The sequence below is a fragment of the Streptomyces sp. NBC_01334 genome, assembly GCF_035983595.1.
GTDB classification, from domain to species: domain Bacteria; phylum Actinomycetota; class Actinomycetes; order Streptomycetales; family Streptomycetaceae; genus Streptomyces; species Streptomyces coriariae.
This window is the reverse complement of the sequence record NZ_CP130718.1, coordinates 4,040,624-4,060,352: the sequence shown is the minus strand read 5'-3', so window position 1 is coordinate 4,060,352 and position 19,729 is coordinate 4,040,624. Positions and strand designations below refer to the sequence as shown.

The window sequence follows — 19,729 nt, the reverse complement described above, 5'->3', positions numbered from 1 at the left end:
GCCGCGCCGGACCGGGCCGCGCCGGGGAGGGAGTCGAACAGGGAACCGGGCAGGTAACGCGACAGCGCACCGTACCGGGGTCCGAGCTGGGCAAAGAGGGGCATTGGCCGTATCTTCCCGCCCGGTCAACGGCCTTGCCGAAAGTCACCTCAAGGAGTGAGCCCGATCGGAGCCTTCATGGGCCGGCAGGGCCACCCGCCCCCGCAGCACGGGCTCGAGCAGCAGCGGCACCCCCAGCACCGGCAGCAGCCACGCCAGCACGATCAACCGGTCGCCCCAGATGGTGATGTCCGGGTGTCCGGCCTGGGTGAGGAACCCGGTGCAGGCGGCGCCGAGCACGAAGACGCCGAACGCCCGCCGCCGCCCCCGAGCCACCCCCCACGCCCCGGCCGCCAGCGCGCCCACGAACAGTGGCTCCCACAGCTGCCGGCGCAGCCACTCCACCCAGAAGTTCCCCTGGAGACGCAGGAACTCCGGCCACACGTGCGCGCGGTCCGGCCGGTCGAAATGGTGGGTCAGCAGATCCTGGAGGCTCTCCGACTCGGACGGATAGTGCAGCAGCCTCGCCAGTACCAGCGTCCCCAGCACCCCGAAACCACCCGCGACGGCCACCACGACCACCCCGTGACCCGGCGGCCGGCCGCGCCGCCGGCGCCGTACGGCGATCAGCGCGCCCGCGCCCGCCAGAGACAGCCCGAGGAACAGCGCCTGCGAGTGCTTGACGGTGAACAGGGCGGCCAGCGAACCGCCGACCAGCCACGCCCCCGCCCGCACCTCGTCGTCCAGTGCCAGCGCGCACCCCCACACCGCCGCCAACGTCAGCGCCAGCATCAGGCCCTCGGTCATCGGGCGCATGGCGGTCGTCCCGCACGGCAGCACGTAGTACAGGGCCTGCCCGGTCAGACAGACGGAGGTCGGCGCGCGCCGGGTGCGCAGGATCAGGAACACCAGCACCCCGCCCGCCGCCGTCACCGCGACACCTGCCAGCCACACACCCCAGGTCACGCCGAACAGGGTGATGAACGGCAGCAGGAACACCGGGTAGCCGGGCCGAGCCTCGAAGATCCGCATGAAGCGCTCCGGCATGAACGGCACGGTGTGCCCGCCGGTCTGCCCCGCCCGCAGCCGCGCGTCGACGGTGCGCCACTCCCGCTCGTGGCACTCGGCGGTGACGCGGCGGCCGGGGTCGGGATCGTCGAAGCGGAGCACGTCCACGCTCTGCCGGCGGGCCGCGATCGAGGCCTCGCCCGCGCAGGCGTAGGCGATGGTCACGGCCGCCGCCTCGCGCTTGTCCTCACCGCGCAGACTCAGTGCGTACGACAGGTAGTTCTTGCTGTCCGGGGTGTCCCGGCCGGTCACGTTCGCGAGCTGGAGCAGCGCGAACACGGCGACCAGGACCAGCACCCGGGTGCGCGGCCGCAGGGGAGGTGTCACGTCGACGCGAGCAGATCGCGGGCGCCGGCCGGTGCGGGAACCTTCGGGACGGCGACGGTCCCCTCGGGGAGCTCCTCGCCGAGCAGCAGCCGCCGGACGACCCGCTCGGCGGCCCGCCCGTCGTCGTAGGCGCAGAACCGCTCCCGAAAGCCCGCCCGCAGCCGCGCCGACTCCTCGTCGCGCCAGCTGCCGGAGGCCAGCAGCCAGGCCAGTTCCCGGTAGGTGCGCGAGACCTGGCCGGGCGCGTCCGCGGTGATGTCGAAGTAGGCGCCCCTGCTCGCCGTGTACGCGGCCCAGTCGTCGGCGTGGACGACGATCGGCCGGTCCAGGTTGGCGTAGTCGAACATCAGGGCCGAGTAGTCGGTGACCAGGACGTCGGAGGCGAGCATGACGTCCTCGACACGCGGCTCGTCCGTCGCGTCCACCAGCACCCCGCGCCGGTGCAGGTCGGCCAGGCCCGTCCCGCGCGCCGGACCGGTCGCCAGCGACGGGTGCAGCCGTACGACGAGGGTGTGCCCTTCGCCCAGGTCGGCGGCGAGCCGGGCCAGGTCGAGCCGGTCGACGTGTCCGCCGCGCACGTACTCGCGGCGGGTCGGCGCGTACAGCACGACCGTGTGACCGGCCGGGATCCCGAGCCGCGCGCGGACCGCGAGACCCGCCTGCGCACCGGCGTTCACCAGCACGTCGTTGCGCGGGCTTCCGGTCCGCACCGAGGTGAAGTGGCACGGGTACGCCCGCTCCCACACCAGCTCGGAGTGCTGGTTGGCGACCAGGCTGTAGTCCCAGCGGTCGGCGCGGCGCAGCATCTGCGGCACGTCCACGCCGTACCGGGCGCCGGGCCGCTGGAGCAGGTCGGCCGCCATGTACTTCAGCGGGGTGCCCTGGTGGGTGTGGATGTGCACGCTGCCCGGCCGTTTGGCCAGGGTGCCGGGCCAGTTGACGTTGTTGACGAAGAAGCCGGCCCGCGCGCTGACCCGGCGGTAGGCGGGGGAGTCGAGCAGTACGTGCTCCACGCCCGCCGGGAGCCGCTCGGCCGTCTCCTCGTCGCGCACCACCCACACCCCGCGCAGCTGCGGTGCGATCTCCCGCGCCTTTTCGTAGACGGCTCCGGGATCGCCGAGCACGCCCCGGTGCGAGAACGCGGAGTACAGGACGAGGCGCGGGTCCGACGGGCGATGCCCGAGCAGGGCGTTCGGACCCCGGCGCAGCCGCCCGACGGCCGCCCGGCCCGCCTGCCCGCCGCGCCGGGCGACCTCCCGGCCCGTCCGGCCGGCCTTCCGCTTGATCCGGTAGGCCGCGTATCCGCCCTCCAGGACCCGGAGTTCGGCGGGCACCGGCTCACCGGCGGGCTTGTGGCGGGCGAACAGCTCCGCCGTACGGCGGAAGAACTCGCCCTTGTCCGACGGCGGCAGCCGGTCCGGCTTGGCGAGGATGTCGAGACAGTGCTCGCCCATCTTGCGGTGCAGATACGGCCGCCAACTAGCCAGTCCGGGGCGGGAGTCGACGAAAGCGAAGACCCGCTCGTACTGGTCGTGGATGTCGAAGTGCTTACGGCTGGTGGTGGACAGGATGTTGCCCTGCCGCCGCTGGCGGTAGTTCAGACAGATCCGGTCCAGTGCGGCGATCCGCTCCGCGCTGAGCATGACCGGGAACGTCCAGGGAGTGTCCTCGTAGTAGCCGGGCGGGAAGGAGAAGTCGTTCCTCTCGACGAACTCCCGCCGGTAGACCTTGTTCCACACGACCATCAACAGGTCGAGGATCTCGGGGCGTTCGACGGCCGTGAAGGTGCCGTCGCCCGCCTCCGCGAGGACATGGGCCAGGGCGTTCCTGCGGGTGCCGCCCCACCAGTAGGTGCGCGCGTAGTCGAAGACGAGCACGTCCGGGTCGCCGGCCTCGTCGAGCCGGTCCGCCATCGCGCGCAGCGCGCCCGGGGTGAGGGTGTCGTCGCTGTCGAGGAAGAACAGGTAGTCGCCGCCCGCGAGCGGCATACCGGCGTTGCGGGCGCGGCCGAGGCCGGCGTTCTCCGGCAGGTGCAGGACCCGGACACGGTCGTCGCGGGCCGCGTACTCGTCGAGGATCGCGCCGCAGCCGTCGGGAGAGCGGTCGTCGACGGCGATCACCTCGATGTCCCGGTACGACTGCTCCAGGACCGAGTCGAGACACTCGCGCAGGAAGCCCTGCACCTTGAAACAGGGGACGATGATGCTGAAGCGGGGCACTGCGGAGGTCAGCTCCTTACGAGGGTGGAGGCGGCGGGGGCCGGGACGCGCTCGGCGAGCGGCCGCACGGGCTCGATCGCCTCCGGTGGCTCGCCGAGCAGTACCCGGCGCACCACGCGCTCGGCGGCCCGGCCGTCGTCGAACTGGCAGAAACGGGACCGGAACGCGGCCCGGCGGGCGGCGGATGCGGAGTCCGCGTACGAGCCGTCGCGGAACACCCGGGCCAGCTCCTCGGGTGTGCCGGCGACCGGTCCCGGCGGGGCCTCCAGCAGGTCGAAGTAGACGCCCCGGGTCTCCCGGTAGACGTCCCAGTCGTCGGCGAACACGACGATCGGGCGGTCCAGGTTGGCGTAGTCGAACATGATCGACGAGTAGTCGGTGACCAGCGCGTCGGCGGCCAGGCAGACCTCCTCGGAGGAGCGGTGACCGGTGACGTCGATGACCCGGCCGGTGCCGCGCCGGCCGCCCCCGTCGTAGAAGTAGTGCGCGCGCAGCAGCACGACCACGTTCTCGCCTGCCGCCTCGCAGAAGGCCTCCAGGTCCAGGCCCGGCTCGAAACCGGTGTGGTAGTCGCGGTGGGTGGGCGCGTACAGGACGGCCGTGGTGCCCTCCGGCACCCCCAGCTCCCGCCGGACCCGGGCCACGTCGGCCGCGGTCGCCGTGTAGAAGACGTCGTTGCGCGGATAGCCGTACTCCAGCTGCTCGTAGGAGCCCGGGAAGGCGCGCTCCCACATCTGGGTGGAGTGGGTGTTGGAGGACAGGTTGTAGTCCCAGCGGTCCACGCGGCCCAGCAGCTTGGTGAAGGAGCCGGTCGCGGCGGCGACGACCGGGTACGTCGACTGGTCGACGCCCATCTTCTTGAGCGGGGTGCCGTGCTGGGTCTGCACGTGCACACTGCCTTCGCGCTTGACCACGCCCTCCGCGAAGTTGGCGTTGTTGACCAGGTACTTGGCGCGGGCCAGGACCTCCCAGTAGCGGCGGCTGCCGATGACGGCGTGGTCGACGCCGTCCGGCATCGCGTGCGCCTGGTCGGCCTCGACGAGGAACACCGAACGGATGTGCGGGGCGAGTTCGGCGGCCTTGGCGTGGATCGCGGCCGGGCTGCATGCGTAGCCGCGCCCCCAGTAGGCGCAGTACACCGCCAGGTTCGGGTCGATACGGCGGCGCAGCCGGCGCCGGTAGAGGAGGCGGGTGCGCAGACCCTGGGGGCGCGGGAGGCGCTCGACGGCGCCCGCGGCCTTCCGGTTGGCGCCGCGCAGCGCGCGGAACGCGGTGTACGCCCCGGCCGCCAGCAGCCGGTGCTGCATTCCCAGGCTGCCGCCCGGCCTGCGGAAACCGGCCGGGCGGTGGCGCCGGTACAGTCGGCCCGCGCGGCGGAAGAAGGCCCGGCGGCGGCGCCCGGTCAGCCGGGCCGGATGCGCGGCTGTCTTCAGCACGGCCGCGAAGAGCTGCTCGAAGAGGGCACCCGACCGGTCCCCGGACAGCCCGAGTTCGGCCGCCCGGGTCAGCACCGCCTCGGTCGGGTCCAGGAGCTCCGGATGGTGTTCGCCCGGCAGGTTCAGCCGGTTGCCCTGCCGCCGCAGCAGATGCCGTACGACGACCGAGCGCAGCACCGCGATCCGCTCGGCGTGCACGGTGACCAGGCCGCCGAAGCCGACGTCCGTGAAGTGCCCGTCGGGGAAGGCGAGCCGGTGCTCGGTGACGAAGGAGCGCCGGTAGACCGTGCCCCACGCGGGCAGCTGCACGCCGGTGACGTGCGGGGCCTCGGCCGGAGAGAAGGCGCCCTTCGGTGTCCCCGCCAGCAGCGGGGCGGCCGGGTTGGTCGGCTCGCCGTCCCACCAGGGGGTGCGCTCGTGCTCGGCGTACAGCACGTCGACGTCGCCGGTCTCGGTCAGCCGGGCGTCCAGCGTCGCCAGGGCGCCCGGGGCGAGGACGTCGTCACCGTCGAGGAACAGCAGATATGCGCCGGTCGCCGCCTGCATCCCCGTGTTGCGCGCCCCGCTCAGCCCGGCGGACGGTGGCGAGTGCACCGGGGCCACCCGGGAGTCCCGCCGCGCGTACCCGGCGGCGAGGGCCGCGGCCGGGGTGCCGGGCGCGTCGCTGACCGGGATCAGCTCGAAGTCGCCGAAGGACTGGGCCAGGACGGAGTCCAGCGCCAGGGACAACCGGCCCGCGACCCCATGGGACGGGACGATGATGCTGAAGCGGGGCATGCTGCTCTTTCTCTGTCGGTGCGGCGGACGATCCGCGGCGGAGGGTCTGCGGCGGACGGTCTACGGCGGTCGGTCCGTGGCGGTCGGTCTGCGGCGGTCGGTCTCGGGGGTGTTCTTCAGGCGGTACGTCCGGGCCGCCCGGCCGGCCGCCGGCTGGACGGCCGGGTCGGGGTGGGCCGTGACGAGCCGGAGGGCATGGCAACTCCCCTGAGGGTGAACGGGGTTCAGCGCCGGTCGGTGACGGGGAGGACCGGGCCTGCGGGCGGGGGCACGTGGGCGAGCGCCGGGCGCCCCGCGGGCATCGACGCCGAGGCGGCGGCCGACGGCACCGGACGGCGCTGGGCTAGCGGCACGACCGGGGGCAGCAGCGTCTCGCCCAGCACCACCCGCCGTACGACGCGCTCCGCGGCGCGGCCGTCGTCGTACGGGCAGAACCGCTCACGGAACGCGGCCCGCAGCTGGGCGGAACGGGAGCCGCGCCAGTGACCGGTCGCGAAGATGTCGACCAGTTCGTCCTCGCTGCGCGCGACCACGCCCGGCGGACAGGCTCGCAGGTCGAAGTAGGTGCCGCGGGCCGCCTCGTAGGCCTCCCAGTCGTCGGCGTGGATCACGATCGGGCGGTCCAGACCGGCGTAGTCGAACATGAGGGACGAGTAGTCGGTGACCAGGGCGTCCGAGGCCAGGCACAGGGACTCCACGCTCGGGTGGTCGGTGACGTCGATGACGCCCGCCACCGGCCGGCCGGCCGGCGCCTCCTGCCAGTAGTGGGAGCGGGCCAGGATCACGAAGCGGGGCCCCAGCCGGCGCAGGACCCGCTCCAGGTCGAGGTGGGAGCGCTGGACGCGGCGGTAGTCGCGGTGGGTCGGCGCGTAGAGGACGGCGACCGTGTCGCGGGGGATGCCGAGGGACTCGCGCAGCCGGGCCACGTCCGCCGAGGTCGCCCGCTGGAAGACGTCGTTGCGGGGATAGCCGTACTCGAGGGTCTCGTAGCGTCCGGGGTAGACGCGCTCCCAGGTGAGGGTGGTGTGGCGGTTGGCCGACAGGACGTAGTCCCACTTGTCGACGCCCCTCAGCAGCTCGGCGAAGTCCATGTCGCGGGCGGCCGCCGGGCGCTCCTGGAGGTCGAGCCCCATGTGCTTGAGGGGCGTGCCGTGCTGGGTCTGCACGAAGACCTGGCCGGGGCGCTTGACCAGCCGCCGGTCGAAGTTGACGTTGTTCACCAGGTACTTGGAGCGGGCCAGCGCCGTCCAGTAGGCGGCCGTCCCGGGGCGCACCTGGCGAGGGCCCGGCGGGACGGCCGACCGGTGCTCGGGGCGGGCGATCCACGCCGTGCGCACCTGCGGCGCGAAGGTACGGAACGCGGCCTCCAGTGCGCCCGGGTTGCAGCTGTGCCCGCGGCCCCAGTACGCGGCGAACACGGCCCGGTCGGCGCGCAGCGGCAGCTTCAACTGGACGCGGTAGTGCGCCTGGAGGACGCCCGCCCGCAGCGCGCGGGCGAGTTTCGAGACGGCCTTGTGGGTGCGCCGGCGCACGGTCATGGACGCCTGGAGCACCCGGTAGGTGCGGTGCACGCCGAAGTGGACCAGCGTGTGGCGCAGCCGGGAGCGCAGCGGTACCGGGACGCCCGGGGTGCGGTAACGGCGGTAGTGGGCGCGGGCCCTGCGCAGGAACTCGGCGCGTGAACCGCGCGGGAGCCGGTCGCGCTTGGTGAAGACCGTCGAGAGGTGGTCGACCATGCGGCGGAACAACACCGGTCGCCAGTGCGCGAGTTCGGGACGCTGCTCGACGAACGCGAAGACCCGGTCGTACTGCTCGAAGACGTCGAAGTGGCCCCGGCTGGTGGTGGACAGGATGTTGCCCCGGCGGCGCTGGCGGTAGTGCACGCAGACCCGGTCGAGCGTCGCGAGCGACTGCGCGGCCATCAGCGCCGGGTAGGTCCACGGGGTGTCCTCGTAGTAGCCGGACGGGAACGTCAGGCCCACGCCCTCGATGAACTCCCGTCGGTAGGCCTTGTTCCAAGCCACCATCAGCACCCTGAGCAGCCCCGGGCGGTCCTCGAGCCGGAAGGGTGCGGCGCCCTCCTCGGAGAGCTGCGCCGCGAACTGGTTGCGGACGGTCTCGCCCGACCAGTACGTGCTCGCGTAGTCGTAGACCAGGACGTCCGGCTCGCCCGTCTCCTTCACCCGGTCGGCGATCGCGCGCAGCGCGTCCGGGGTGAGCGTGTCGTCGGAGTCCAGGAACACCAGGTAGTCGCCGGTCGCCCGCTCCAGCCCGGCGTTGCGGGCCTGCCCCAGGCCGACGTTCTCCGGCAGGTGCACGGCGCGCACCCGCTCGTCGCGGGCCGCGAACTCGTCGATGATCTCGCCGCAGGCGTCCGGCGAACGGTCGTCGACGACGATCAGTTCGAGATCGGCGAACGACTGGGACAGCACCGATTCGAGGCACTCGTGCAGGTACGCCTGAACCTTGTACGCGGGGACGATGACACTGAACCTGGGCAAGGCACATCCATGGGTCGGCGCGGACGGAAGACAGGGCCTTGCCCGGGAACGGCCGATGGAGTGAATTGGTTACGGTTCGTACGGCATACGGGGGATTGCGGGTGAACGGAAAGGGGCGGGCCGATGACCCGGCCCGCCCCTGCTCCACCGGCCACTTGACCGGCTGCTCGACGACTGCGCGCTCGCTACTTGACCGCGCCCGCCATCACGCCGGACACGAACTGCCGCTGGAACGCGAAGAACACGGCCAGCGGGATCACCATCGAGATGAACGCGCCGGGCGCCAGCACGTCGATGTTGTTGCCGAACTGCCGCACCTGTGTCTGGAGCGCGACCGTGATCGGCTGGCTGTCGGCGTTGGTGAACACCAGCGCGACCAGCATGTCGTTCCACACCCACAGGAACTGGAAGATGCCCAGGGACGCGATCGCGGGGGCGCCCAGCGGCATCACGACGCGGGCGAACAGCCGCAGTTCACCGGCTCCGTCGAGACGGGCCGCCTCCAGCAGCTCGCGCGGGATCTCCGCGAAGAAGTTCCGCAGCAGGAACACCGAGAAGGGCAGTCCGAACCCGACGTGGAACAGGATCACGCCCAGGATGTTCCCGAACAGGCCGACCTTGCCGAACAGTTCGGCGATCGGGATGAGCGCCACCTGCACGGGCACGACCAGCAGCCCCACGACGCCCAGGAACCACCAGTCCCGGCCCGGGAACTCCATCCACGCGAACGCGTAGCCCGCGAGCGCGCCGATGACGACGACCAGGACCGTCGCCGGCACCGTGATCAGCACGGTGTTGACGAGGGAGCTGGTGATGTCGCCGTTCTCCAGCAGCTTCCGGTAGCTGTCGAAGGTGAGTTGGGACGGCTCGCTGAACACGTTCCACCAGCCGTCGGCGCTCATGTCCTCGGGGGAGCGGAGCGAGGAGATGAGCAGTCCGATGGTCGGCACCAGCCAGAACAGGCCGACGACGATCAGGAAGGCGCGCACCAGCCCGCCGTTGAGCTTCTCCATGACCCACTCGAGCCGCTTCTTCGTCCCCGTCGTCCCCGTCGTCGCCGTCACCGCCGCACCTCCCGCCTGAGCCGACGCACGTTGAACCACATCACCGGGATCACCAGCAGCAGCAGGAACACCGCGATGGCGCTGGCGATGCCGGGCTGGTCCTCGGAGAAGCCCTTGCGGTACAGCTCCAGGGCGAGCACGTTCGCGTCGTCCTGCGAGGAACCGGGGGCGATGATGAAGACCAGGTCGAAGACCTTCAGCACGTTGATCATCAGGGTGACGGCGACGACCGCGAGGACCGGCGCCAGCAGCGGGACGGTGACTCTGCGGAACACCTGCCACTCGTTGGCGCCGTCCACCCGGGCCGCTTCGAGCAGCTCCCGCGGAATCCCCGCCAGGCCGGCCGCGATCAGCACCATCGCGAAGCCCGCCCACATCCAGATGTACGAGCCGATGATGGCCGGCGTGACCAGCGACGGGCCGAGCCAGTCCAGACCGTTGTACGCCTCCTTGAAGTTGCTCGCGGGCAGCCGGAGTCGGGCGCCGTCGGCCTCGGCGGGAAGCGTGAAGGTGCCGTCGTCGGCCGCCTTCGTCGAGGCCACCACCTTGCCGTCCTTCACCGCCTCGATCTTCATGCCGGCGTAGCCCGGTTCGGACGGGTCGGGCGCGCCGAGGGTGCCGACGCCCTTGCCGCGGGTGAAGTCCTGCCAGGCGGTCCCGGTGACCTCCCCTTGTTCGGGCCGTGCCTTCACGGCCTTCTCCGCGCTGCCGGGCATCTGGTCGGGGGCGACGCCGACCAGCGGAAGGGCGACCGGGACGCCGGTGTGGACCGGGGCCTTGGTGATGAAGCCGCCGTCCTGCGGTCGCAGCGGCGAGTCGCGGCCCGGGTGGGCCTTCGGGAACGCCGACGACTCGGCGAACGTGTCGTGGACGCCCACCCACACCGCGTTGGCGACGCCCTTGTCCGGGTCCTGGTCGTAGACCAGCCGGAAGATGATGCCGGCGGCGAGCATCGAGATCGCCATCGGCATGAAGACGACCAGCTTGAACGCGGTGCCCCAGCGCACCCGTTCGGTCAGCACGGCGAAGATCAGACCGAGCGCGGTCGCGATGGTGGGCGCGAACACCACCCAGATCACGTTGTTCTTGAGGGCGGTACGGATGCCCTCGTCCGTGAAGAGGGCCTTGTAGTTGTCGACGCCGGCGAAGCCGTCGCCGGACTGGTCGTAGAAACTGCGCACGACCGAGTACCCGATCGGGTAGACCACGAGTGCGCCGAGCAGCACCAGGGCGGGCAGCAGGAACAGCGCGGCCACGGTCCTTCGGGTGCCGGTCACACTCTTGCGCGAGCGAGGAGGGGCGGGGGCCCCGGGAGCCCCCGCCGCCGCGGGCGTCGCCATCTCCGCGTCAGTTCCCGTACGCCGCTGCCGCGTCCGACTCCAGTTTCGCCTGGGTGCCGGCCACGTCCGTCGGGTTCTTCAGGAAGTCCTGGAGGTCCTTCCACTCGCCCTTGCCGGGGGTGCCGCCGAAGGCCTGCGGGGCCTGGTCGGACATGTCGAAGCGGAAGTCGTCGCCGGCCGCGACCAGCGCCTTGGCGATCGTCTGCTGGACCTCGTTCGGGTACACGGAGACATCGACGTTCTTGTTCGGCGAGAGATAGCCGCCGAGCTTCGCCTGGATCTCCGCCGCGTCCGGCGAGGCCAGGAAGGTCGCCAGTGCCTGCGCGCCCTTGGAGTCCTTCAGGATGACGGCCGCGTCACCGCCGGAGACCACCGGCGCGGTGTCGCCGACCTTCGGGAACGGGAACACCTTGGCGTCCGTGCCGACCTTCGACTTGGTGTCGGCGATGTTGACCTGGACGAAGTCGCCCTCGTAGACCATGGCCGCCTTCGGCTGCTCGCCGCCGGTGAAGGTCTGGGTCACCGAGGCGGGGAACTCGGTCTGGAGCGCGCCGCTCGCGCCGCCCGCCACCCAGTCCTTCTTGCCCCAGATCTGGGCCAGGGTGGTCAGGGCCTCCTTCACGGAGGGGTCCGTCCACTTGATCTTGTGCTGGGCGAGCTGGTCGTACTTCTCCGGGCCCGCCTGGGAGAGGTAGACGTTCTCGAACCAGTCGGTGAGGGTCCAGCCGTCGGCGCCGCCGATCGAGAACGGGGTGACGCCGGAGTCGTACACCGTCTGCGCGGTGGTCAGCAGGTCCTTCCACGTCGCGGGGTCGGTGGCGCCCGCGTTCTCGAAGACCTTGGCGTTGTACCAGATCAGCGACTTGTTGGCGGCCTTGTAGTAGACGCCGTACTGCTTGTCGCCCACCTTCCCGATGTCCTGCCAGCCCTGCGAGTAGTTCTTCGCGAGCTCCGCCTGGGCCTCGGCGCCCAGCGGTTTGGCCCAGCCCTTGTCGGCGGCCTGTTTGATCGCGCCGGGCTGCGGCAGCATCGCGACGTCCGGCGGTGAGCCGCCCGCGATCTTCGAGCCGAGGAAGTTGATGATCGGGTCCTGTGCGGGCACGAAGGTGATCTTCGCGCCGGTGCGTTTCTCGAACTCGGCGAGGACCTTCTTGAAGTTCGCCTGTTCGGTGCCGGTCCATACGGCGGCCACTTCGAGCGTGGTGCCGTCGAGCTTGGGGAGGGTGAGGGTGCCGCCGGACTCCTTGCCGCCGGTGCTGCTTTCGCTTCCGCCGCTCTTGTCGTCGTCGCTGCCGCACGCCGTGAGCGAGAGCGCGAGCGCTCCCGCCAGGAGCGTGGCGGCCGCTTTCACGGTCCTGCGTGTCCGGATGGTATTGCTCGTGCTGCGCATCACTGCCCCGTTCTTCGTCCTCGTCGACTCGTGAACGTTCGAGCGCTGTCCCGTGAGCACTGGTCTACGCCGGGTGCCTGGGCTCGGCAAGGGCGCCTGTGCTGTCAAGCGGGGGATCGTGACCGCGTCGTGATCGCAAGGCGCGCGATTCCCGGTGCCGGGCCGGTGCGCTTGGCCCGCCGCGGGCGGCGACCGGGGGCCACCGCCCCCGGTCACCCGTTCCGGTCACCGGCTCCGGGCCCGCCCGGGCCGGCTTCGGCCCGCGAGGGCCTCGCCTCAGGCGCCCCCGGCGGGTGCGCCCCCGGACGGGCTGAGCTGCCGCGCGGCTCGCTCCAGGGCGCTGGCCAGCAGGGCCAGGTCCGTCGGGCCGTTGCCCAGTTCCCGTACCGGGCGACGGGCCGGGGGGTCGCCCATGCGCTGCCACTCCAGGGGGACCACCGTGGGGCGCAGCGTCGCCGTACGGGGGATGCGGCCCGTGACGCGGCCGCCCTGGAAGGGGGTGAGGCGGCCGTCCGCGCCCTTGAGCCGGCCGCGGCCCGGCGCCGGTTCGTCCGTGCCGGAACCCGGCGGGTCCAGAGTGATCCGAACGGTGGACAGCCGGGCCGGTTCCGACTCCGCCGTACGGCCCCCGGGGCCTGCCGCGGCCACCAGGTGCACGCCGAGCCGCTCGCCCTCGCGGGCCACCGCCTCCAGCGCGCGCATGACCGAGCCGGCGGCCGGCCGGCCCGGGGAGCCGAGGGCGGGGGAGACGAGAGCGTCCAGGTCGTCGACGACCACCACCAGACGGGGCAGCGGGGGCGTCGCCTCGGCCCGCTGCCGGGCGGCCGCTCCCGGGCGCAGCCGCAGCGTGGTGCTGGGCGGGGCCTCGATGTCGGCGGCGCCGCCGCTGGAGCCGCCGAGCCCGGCTCCCGGGGACGGGGCGTTCGGGGTGCGTTGCGGAACGACACGGCCGGACACCGCGCGCTGTGTGTGCCAGTCCACGAAGCCGGAACGGCCCAGCAGTTCGGACCGCCGCTTCAGCTCGGCGCTCAGCGACTGCGCGAACTCCCGCATGCGGACCGGGTCGTTGGCGGTGAGGTGGGTGGTGACATGCGGTACGTCCGTACAGATCCGCAGGCCGTCGCCGTGACCGCCGCCGCCCTTGCCGACGGTGTCGCGGCCGTCCAGCAGGATGATGCCCAGCCGGTCCGGCCGCTCGGCTGCGGCCAGCGAGGCCACGACCGCCCGCAGCAGCTCCGTGCGCCCGCTGCCCGTCGGGCCCTCGATCAGCAGGTGCGGGCCCTCGGCGACCAGGTCCACGCCGACCGGTCCGCGCGGCCCCGCGCCGAGCACGGCCCACGCCCGTCCGCCGAGCGCCTCGGCGTCGTCGGCCGCGTCCGCCCAGCGGGCCATCAGCGAGGCGGGCGTGGCCCGGGCGAGGCCCAGCTTGTCCAGGAGCCGGGCCGACTGGGGCAGCGGAGCCGACACCCGCGTGTGCCGCTCGCCGCCGCCCGCGCCGTCCGGGCGCAGCGGTGCGAGGGCCCGCGCGAAGCGTTCGGCCCAGGCGAGGGAGACCGCGTCCACCGCGCCGACCGTGCCGGGTCCCACCGGGCCGGGCCGCTCCGTCTCCGCCCCGGCCGGCGCGACCCGCAGCAGCCGCAGGGCCGTCGCCACGTCCCCGCTGAGCAGCGCGACGGCTCCGCACGCGCGGAAGGTGGGCGCCGCCGCACAGGCCGCTTCGTAGGTCTCGGTCACCGGAGAGGAAGGGGAGGCGGCGGGCGTCTCGGCCAGACAGACGACGTGTATCCCGGCGCGCGGTCCGGCCACCGCCAGCCGGGCCACCGCCTCGCGCAGGTCCGCGCCGCCGGGATCGCCGTCCACGACGACCACGGTGTACGGGCCGGGGAAGCCGCCGTCGTCGGTCTCGTCCGGCACGGCCCAGGAGGGGCGGCGGCCTGCGCCGCGGGGTGCGGGTACCTGGACCGGTCCCGTACCGCTCGTACCGCTCGGGCCGCCCGCGCTGTCGGCCAGGTGGTCCTCCAGACGACGCAGCAGTTCGTCGGCGCGGGCCGTGGCCTGGTCGCGGTCGTAGGCGAGCAGGAGACGGCAGTCCTGTCCGTGTCCCGGGCGCAGCTGCGGCAGCCAGCCGAGCCAGGACCACTCGGCGACGCGCTCCTCCTCGGAACGCGCGCGGTCCGTGCTGATCAGGACGATTTCCAGGGTGTCGGGGGAGTGCAGCGCGGCGAGCTGGGCCAGCACCGCGCGCGCCAGCCCGGACAGCCGCGGGCGCGGCCCGGCCAGACCGAGCGCGCCGACCTCGCGCAGCCCCGTCGTCACCGGTACGGCGGGCAGCAGACCCGAGCCGTCGGGCGCCGGCCGGTCGGCGGTGCCGAGCCGCACGGTGAGCGCCTCCGGGTGCCCCGGGCCGCGTTCCCACAGCCGGGGGCCGGGGCCCAGCGCCGTCAGCAGCAGCGCGGCCGGGTCCGGCCAGGTCTCGGGCGCGGGGGACGCGGCGACCGACGGGTACGTCTGCGCTGCGGCCTCCTCCTCGTAGGTCCCGGGGTCGTCCGTGTCCTGCGCGTCGCCGCGACCGCCGGCCAGCCGGCGCGCCCACGCGGAGAGACCGCCGCGTTTGCGCACGCCCGGGGGCACGTCGGTGCCGCGCAGCGGGGTGCCTTTACGGCGGGAGGCCGCGCGCGGATCGGCTTCGGGGGCGTCGTCGTAGGGGGACGCGGCCGGGGAAACGGACGAAGGGCCGGACGAAGGGCCGGACGAAGGGCCGGACGAAGGGCCGGACGGGGCGGCGGGTCCGGGAGCGGAGGCGGCGGGGCGGTGCGGGGCGCCCGCGTCCTCCGGCGCGCCGTGCGGTCCCCGGACGTCGTCGTATGTCCCCGTGAACGACCCGAGGCCCGAGCGGCCGGCGTGGGTGGCCGAGGAACCTCGACCCGCTCCGGGCACGCCACCGGAGGCAACCGCTCCGGGCGGGTTCCGGCGCGCGGGGTCCCCTGCGCGTGGCTCGCCGCCGCGTCGGCTCTCGATGCGCGGCGCCGTGCCCTGGCCGGGCACCACCGCAGGCGCCGCGTGGGATTCCCCGGCGCCGCGCGTCCGTCCGCCCCGGCCCTCCGACGAACCGTTCCAGTCCACCGTGCCGTAGGCGTGGCCGGTCGGGCCGGAGGGGTCTTCGCGGTCGCCCGCGCCGCCCGCCGCACGCGCGTGTGCCTCACCCGAGGCCGCGCCGGGGCTCCCGCCGGACGGGCCGTCGCCCGCCGCAGGTTCCGTGCCCGCGCAGGGCACCCGGACATGGCCCTCGCCGTCCGGAGTGGTCGCCGCCCGTGGTCCCGGGCCGCCGGGCGGGGCCAGACGCAGAGCCGACTCGCCGACGCGCAGCAGGGCGCCGGGGGTGAGGCGGACGGGACGGTCCTGTACCCGGGCGCCGTCCAGGGTGGTGCCGTTGGTGGAGCCGAGGTCGGCGATCGTGACACGGCCTTCGGGGGAGAGCGTCACCGTGCAGTGCAGACGTGAGACGTCCGGGTCGTCGAGGGGCACGTCGGCGTCGGCGGAGCGGCCCACGCGGACCTGGCCGCCGTGCAGCAGATGGACCCCGCCGGCGTCGGGCCCGGCCACCACGTGCAGACGGGCCGGGGCTTCGTCGACCTCGGGATGCGGTTCCGGGTCGGCCGGGGCGCCCAGGGACAGCACGGCGCCGTCGATCAGCGGCGGCTCGCCGAGTGTGCAGCGCTGGGTGTCGAGCCGCTCCACGCCCGCGTAGAGCACGACCGCCGCCGCGGAGGAGGCCGACGGGGCGCCCTCCCCGGAGACCGCCGCGGCCAGCGCGGACGCCACCGCGGCCAGGGCCGTGCCGGCGGGCGCCGTGACCAGCACGTCGCAACTCGCGGTGCGGGCCCGCGCCTGAGCTCCCCCCGCGCGAGCCGAGCCCGGCGCCGGGAAGGGCGGGCCCGTCGGGTCTACGACGGTCAGCCGGATCTGCATCGCCGTCAGCGGTCCCTTCTGCACGGGCGCGGACTTCCCCCCACCCCACACGAGCACAGCGGCCAGTACTGAAGGCATCCTCGCACCTGTCACTGACAACGCGCCCCACACCGGGGGACAAGTGATCTTGATTGGTCGGCTCTGCCCGCAAAAGTGCCTGACAAGTGCGTCGCCGACGATCAGTTGAGATCGGTCACGTCCGCCCCCGGCAACCAGGAAGACCGGGCCGAGCGTCTTTCCTTCGGACGAAGACGACAGCCCGGTGTCCGCACTGCGGCACTACAGTGGGTCGGAACACGGACAGGACAGGCAAGCAAGCAGCAGGGAGCGCGTGACGTGCGGCCAGTCGGCAGCAAGTACCTGCTCGAGGAGCCGCTCGGACGCGGCGCCACGGGCACCGTCTGGCGAGCGCGCCAGCGCGAGACCGCGGGCGCCGAGGCGGCCGTGGCCGGCCAGCCCGGGGAGACCGTCGCGATCAAGGTCCTCAAGGAGGAGCTCGCGAACGACCCCGACGTCGTGATGCGCTTCCTGCGCGAGCGTTCGGTGCTGCTGCGCCTGACCCACCCGAACATCGTCCGGGTCCGCGACCTGGTCGTCGAGGGCGATCTGCTGGCGCTGGTCATGGACCTCGTCGACGGCCCGGACCTGCATCGCTACCTGCGCGAGAACGGCCCCTTCACGCCCGTCGCCGCGGCCCTGCTCACCGCCCAGGTCGCCGACGCGCTCGCCGCCAGCCACGCCGACGGCGTCGTGCACCGCGACCTGAAGCCGGCCAACGTCCTGCTGATGCAGAACGGCGGGCAGATGCACCCCCTGCTCACCGACTTCGGCATCGCGCGCCTCGCCGACTCCCCGGGCCTGACCCGGACCAGCGAGTTCGTCGGCACGCCCGCGTACGTCGCGCCGGAGTCCGCCGAGGGCCGTCCGCAGACCTCGGCCGTGGACATCTACGGCGCCGGCATCCTGCTGTACGAGCTGGTCACCGGGCGTCCGCCGTTCTCCGGCGGCTCCGCCCTCGAGGTCCTGCACCAGCACCTGAACGCCGAGCCGCGCCGCCCGTCCACGGTCCCCGACCCGCTCTGGACGGTCATCGAGCGCTGTCTGCGCAAGAACCCCGACGACCGGCCGAGCGCCGAGAACCTCGCGCGCGGGCTGCGCATCGTCGCCGAGGGCATCGGGGTGCACGCGAACTCGATGCAGATCGCCGCCGCCGACGGCGTGGGTCACCTCCTCGCGCCCGACCCGGCGCCCGCGACCGTGCCGGGCGGCGCCTACGACCCGAACGCCGCGACCAGCGTCCTGCCGCACACCAGCGGTCCCGCCGGCGCCGCCGACCCCACCGCCGTGCTGCCGCACACCAGCGGCCCCGCGGGCGCCGCCGATCCGACGGCCGTGCTGCCGCCGGTGCCGCCGCACCAGCAGGGGCAGCAGGGCCAAGAGCCGCATCCCTGGCAGTCGCAGATGCGGGCCGCCCGCGACCGCAACGAGCCGACGCAGGTCCAGCAGTACCTCGACCCCGGCGAGGACCCGCTGCGCCGCCGCCCCCAGCGGCAGGTCTCCCGCCAGCAGCAGCCGCAGCAGCCGTATCCGCAGCAGAACCAGCAACAACAGCGGCCTCAGCAGCAACAGCGACCTCAGCAGCGCCAGCAGCAGCCCCCCGGCTACGGCTACCAGGGGCAGCCGCAGCAGCAGTACGCGCCGCCGCAGCACCAGCAGCCGCAACACCAGCCCCAGCGGTACGCGCCGTCGCCCCAGCAGCAGCCGAGGCAGCGGCCGGAGCCGGAACCCCGGCAGCCGCGGGAGCCGAGGCAGCGCAGTGCCAACCCGATGAAGATCCCCGGGCTGGGCTGCCTGAAGGGCTGCCTGTTCACGATCGTCATCCTGTTCGTGGCCGGATGGCTGATCTGGGAGCTGAGCCCGCTGCAGGGCTGGATCGGCACCGGCAAGAACTACTGGCAGCTGATCAGCGGCTGGTTCAACGATGTCACCGGCTGGATCGGCGACCTGGCCGACTCGGGCGGCAGCGGCACGGGCGGAACGGGCAACTGAGGCACCGGCGACCGGCACGGACTCCGGTCCTGACCGTCGAGGTTGTGTACTTGTCGACATCCGGCGGGTGATTTCCGTCTCCGCGGTGAAGGTTGGCTCCTCGGACGCGTACTTTGATGGGCAACACGCGTCTGTAGGAGCAGCCTTGGCACGGAAGATCGGCAGCCGGTACACCGCCCACCAGATCCTGGGACGGGGCAGCGCCGGCACGGTGTGGCTGGGCGACGGACCGGACGGGCCCGTCGCCGTCAAGCTGCTGCGCGAGGACCTCGCCTCCGACGAGGAGCTCGTGGGCCGCTTCGTGCAGGAGCGCACGGCACTGCTCGGCCTGGAGCACCCGCACGTGGTGTCCGTACGGGACCTGGTGGTCGACGGCAACGACCTGGCCCTGGTCATGGACCTCGTCCGCGGCACGGACCTGCGCACCCGCCTCGAACGGGACCGACGGCTCGCGCCCGAGGCCGCCGTGGCGATCGTCGCGGACATCGCCGAGGGACTGGCCGCCGCGCACGCGGCCGGGATCGTGCACCGGGACGTGAAGCCCGAGAACATCCTGCTCGACATGCAGGGCCCGCTCGGCCCCGGCGGCTCGCACCGCGCGCTGCTGACCGACTTCGGTGTCGCGAAACTGATCGACACCCCCAAACGGACCCGCGCGACGAAGATCATCGGCACACCGGACTATCTGGCGCCGGAGATCGTGGAGGGCCTGCCGCCGCGCGCCTCGGTGGACATCTACGCCCTGGCGACCGTGCTGTACGAGCTCCTCGCGGGCTTCACCCCGTTCGGCGGCGGCCACCCCGGCGCGGTGCTGCGCCGTCACGTCACGGAGTCCGTCGCCCCGCTCCCCGGCATCACGGACGAGCTGTGGCAGCTTCTCGTGCAGTGCCTGGCGAAGGCGCCGGCGTCCCGGCTGCGGGCGTCCGAGCTGGCGGCGCGGCTGCGGGAGCAGCTGCCGACGCTGGCCGGGATGCCGCCGCTGGACGTCGACGAGCCGGACCCGGAGCAGGAGGAGGGGGAGGGCGAGCCGGTCGAGACCGCGCCCTCCGCGTCCTCGTCCGCGGCGCCCTCCGGGCGGGTGCGGCGCGGGTCGGTCCCGCTGGTGCCCGGCGCGAAGCCGGACTCCAACCGGGACACCCACACGTCGATGCGGGTGCCCGCGCCGGACGAGCTGGCGGGCGGGGCGCACGGCACGGCACGGGTGCCGAGGGCGGCCGGCGCACCGCGCCCCGGCTCGGCACGGAACCGTTCCGCCACCCGGCGGCGGCGGATCACGCTGGGCGTGGCGGCGGTGGCGCTGGCCGCGGCGGCCGGGATCGGCACCTGGGCGGCCACCTCGGGCGACGACGCGGGGGCGACTCCGCAGGACACGAAGAACTCGGCGCCGGCGTCTCCCTGACCCTGGGGGCTGCCGCCCCCAGCCCCCCGCTTCGGCCCTGAAGGGGCCTCGTCCTCGATCGCCGAACGGGCTGGGATGTCCTGACCGGGGCGGGGCAGTCGGGCCCGGCGGTCGAGGCCGGGCGGGCTCGGATGCCGGGTCCGTTAGGCTG

10 protein-coding genes are annotated in these 19,729 nt (G+C 73.4%); 2 read left to right on the top strand and 8 right to left on the bottom strand.

Annotation, left to right across the window (positions count from 1 at the left end; genetic code table 11):
• Nucleotides 1-144: 144 nt before the first annotated feature.
• The 8 genes from OG736_RS18110 to OG736_RS18075 form a co-directional block, all read right to left on the bottom strand.
• Complete coding sequence (locus OG736_RS18110) at nucleotides 145-1,422, bottom strand: glycosyltransferase family protein (protein WP_327187636.1); 1,278 nt, start codon at nucleotides 1,420-1,422, stop codon at nucleotides 145-147.
• Between the two features lie 8 nt (nucleotides 1,423-1,430).
• Nucleotides 1,431-3,653, bottom strand: a complete 2,223-nt coding sequence (locus tag OG736_RS18105; protein WP_327183369.1) for a bifunctional glycosyltransferase/CDP-glycerol:glycerophosphate glycerophosphotransferase — start codon at nucleotides 3,651-3,653, stop codon at nucleotides 1,431-1,433.
• An 8-nt stretch (nucleotides 3,654-3,661) separates the two neighbouring features.
• Complete coding sequence (locus OG736_RS18100; RefSeq protein ID WP_327183368.1) at nucleotides 3,662-5,866, bottom strand: bifunctional glycosyltransferase/CDP-glycerol:glycerophosphate glycerophosphotransferase; 2,205 nt, start codon at nucleotides 5,864-5,866, stop codon at nucleotides 3,662-3,664.
• 224 nt (nucleotides 5,867-6,090) lie between these two features.
• Nucleotides 6,091-8,367: a bifunctional glycosyltransferase/CDP-glycerol:glycerophosphate glycerophosphotransferase gene (locus OG736_RS18095; protein WP_327183367.1), complete on the bottom strand. Its 2,277-nt coding sequence runs from the start codon at nucleotides 8,365-8,367 to the stop codon at nucleotides 6,091-6,093.
• Nucleotides 8,368-8,552: 185 nt separating this feature from the next.
• Nucleotides 8,553-9,380, bottom strand: coding sequence for a carbohydrate ABC transporter permease (locus OG736_RS18090; protein ID WP_327187635.1), 828 nt, complete (start codon nucleotides 9,378-9,380; stop codon nucleotides 8,553-8,555).
• Nucleotides 9,381-9,427: 47 nt separating this feature from the next.
• On the bottom strand, nucleotides 9,428-10,771 hold the full coding sequence (locus tag OG736_RS18085) for a carbohydrate ABC transporter permease (RefSeq protein WP_327183366.1): 1,344 nt from the start codon (nucleotides 10,769-10,771) through the stop codon (nucleotides 9,428-9,430).
• Between the two features lie 7 nt (nucleotides 10,772-10,778).
• A complete protein-coding gene (locus OG736_RS18080; RefSeq protein WP_327183365.1) occupies nucleotides 10,779-12,161 on the bottom strand; it encodes an ABC transporter substrate-binding protein in 1,383 nt (460 codons plus the stop codon).
• A 276-nt stretch (nucleotides 12,162-12,437) separates the two neighbouring features.
• On the bottom strand, nucleotides 12,438-16,130 hold the full coding sequence (locus OG736_RS18075) for an FHA domain-containing protein (protein ID WP_327187634.1): 3,693 nt from the start codon (nucleotides 16,128-16,130) through the stop codon (nucleotides 12,438-12,440).
• A 336-nt stretch (nucleotides 16,131-16,466) separates the two neighbouring features.
• On the opposite strand from OG736_RS18075, the gene OG736_RS18070 reads away from it, so the two are divergent.
• Together OG736_RS18070 and OG736_RS18065 are read left to right on the top strand one after the other, a co-directional pair.
• Nucleotides 16,467-18,179 (top strand): serine/threonine-protein kinase, encoded by a 1,713-nt coding sequence (locus tag OG736_RS18070; RefSeq protein WP_327183364.1) that lies wholly within the window; start codon nucleotides 16,467-16,469, stop codon nucleotides 18,177-18,179.
• A gap of 145 nt (nucleotides 18,180-18,324) precedes the next feature.
• A complete protein-coding gene (locus OG736_RS18065) occupies nucleotides 18,325-19,578 on the top strand; it encodes a serine/threonine-protein kinase (protein ID WP_327183363.1) in 1,254 nt (417 codons plus the stop codon).
• Nucleotides 19,579-19,729 lie beyond the last annotated feature (151 nt).

Coding starts and splice junctions, on each gene's coding strand:
- OG736_RS18100 (WP_327183368.1), bottom strand. CDS start 5,866: ATGCCCCGCTTCAGCATCATCGTCCCGTCCCATGGGGTCGCGGGCCGG.
- OG736_RS18090 (WP_327187635.1), bottom strand. CDS start 9,380: ATGGAGAAGCTCAACGGCGGGCTGGTGCGCGCCTTCCTGATCGTCGTC.
- OG736_RS18085 (WP_327183366.1), bottom strand. CDS start 10,771: ATGGCGACGCCCGCGGCGGCGGGGGCTCCCGGGGCCCCCGCCCCTCCT.
- OG736_RS18080 (WP_327183365.1), bottom strand. CDS start 12,161: ATGCGCAGCACGAGCAATACCATCCGGACACGCAGGACCGTGAAAGCG.
- OG736_RS18075 (WP_327187634.1), bottom strand. CDS start 16,130: ATGCAGATCCGGCTGACCGTCGTAGACCCGACGGGCCCGCCCTTCCCG.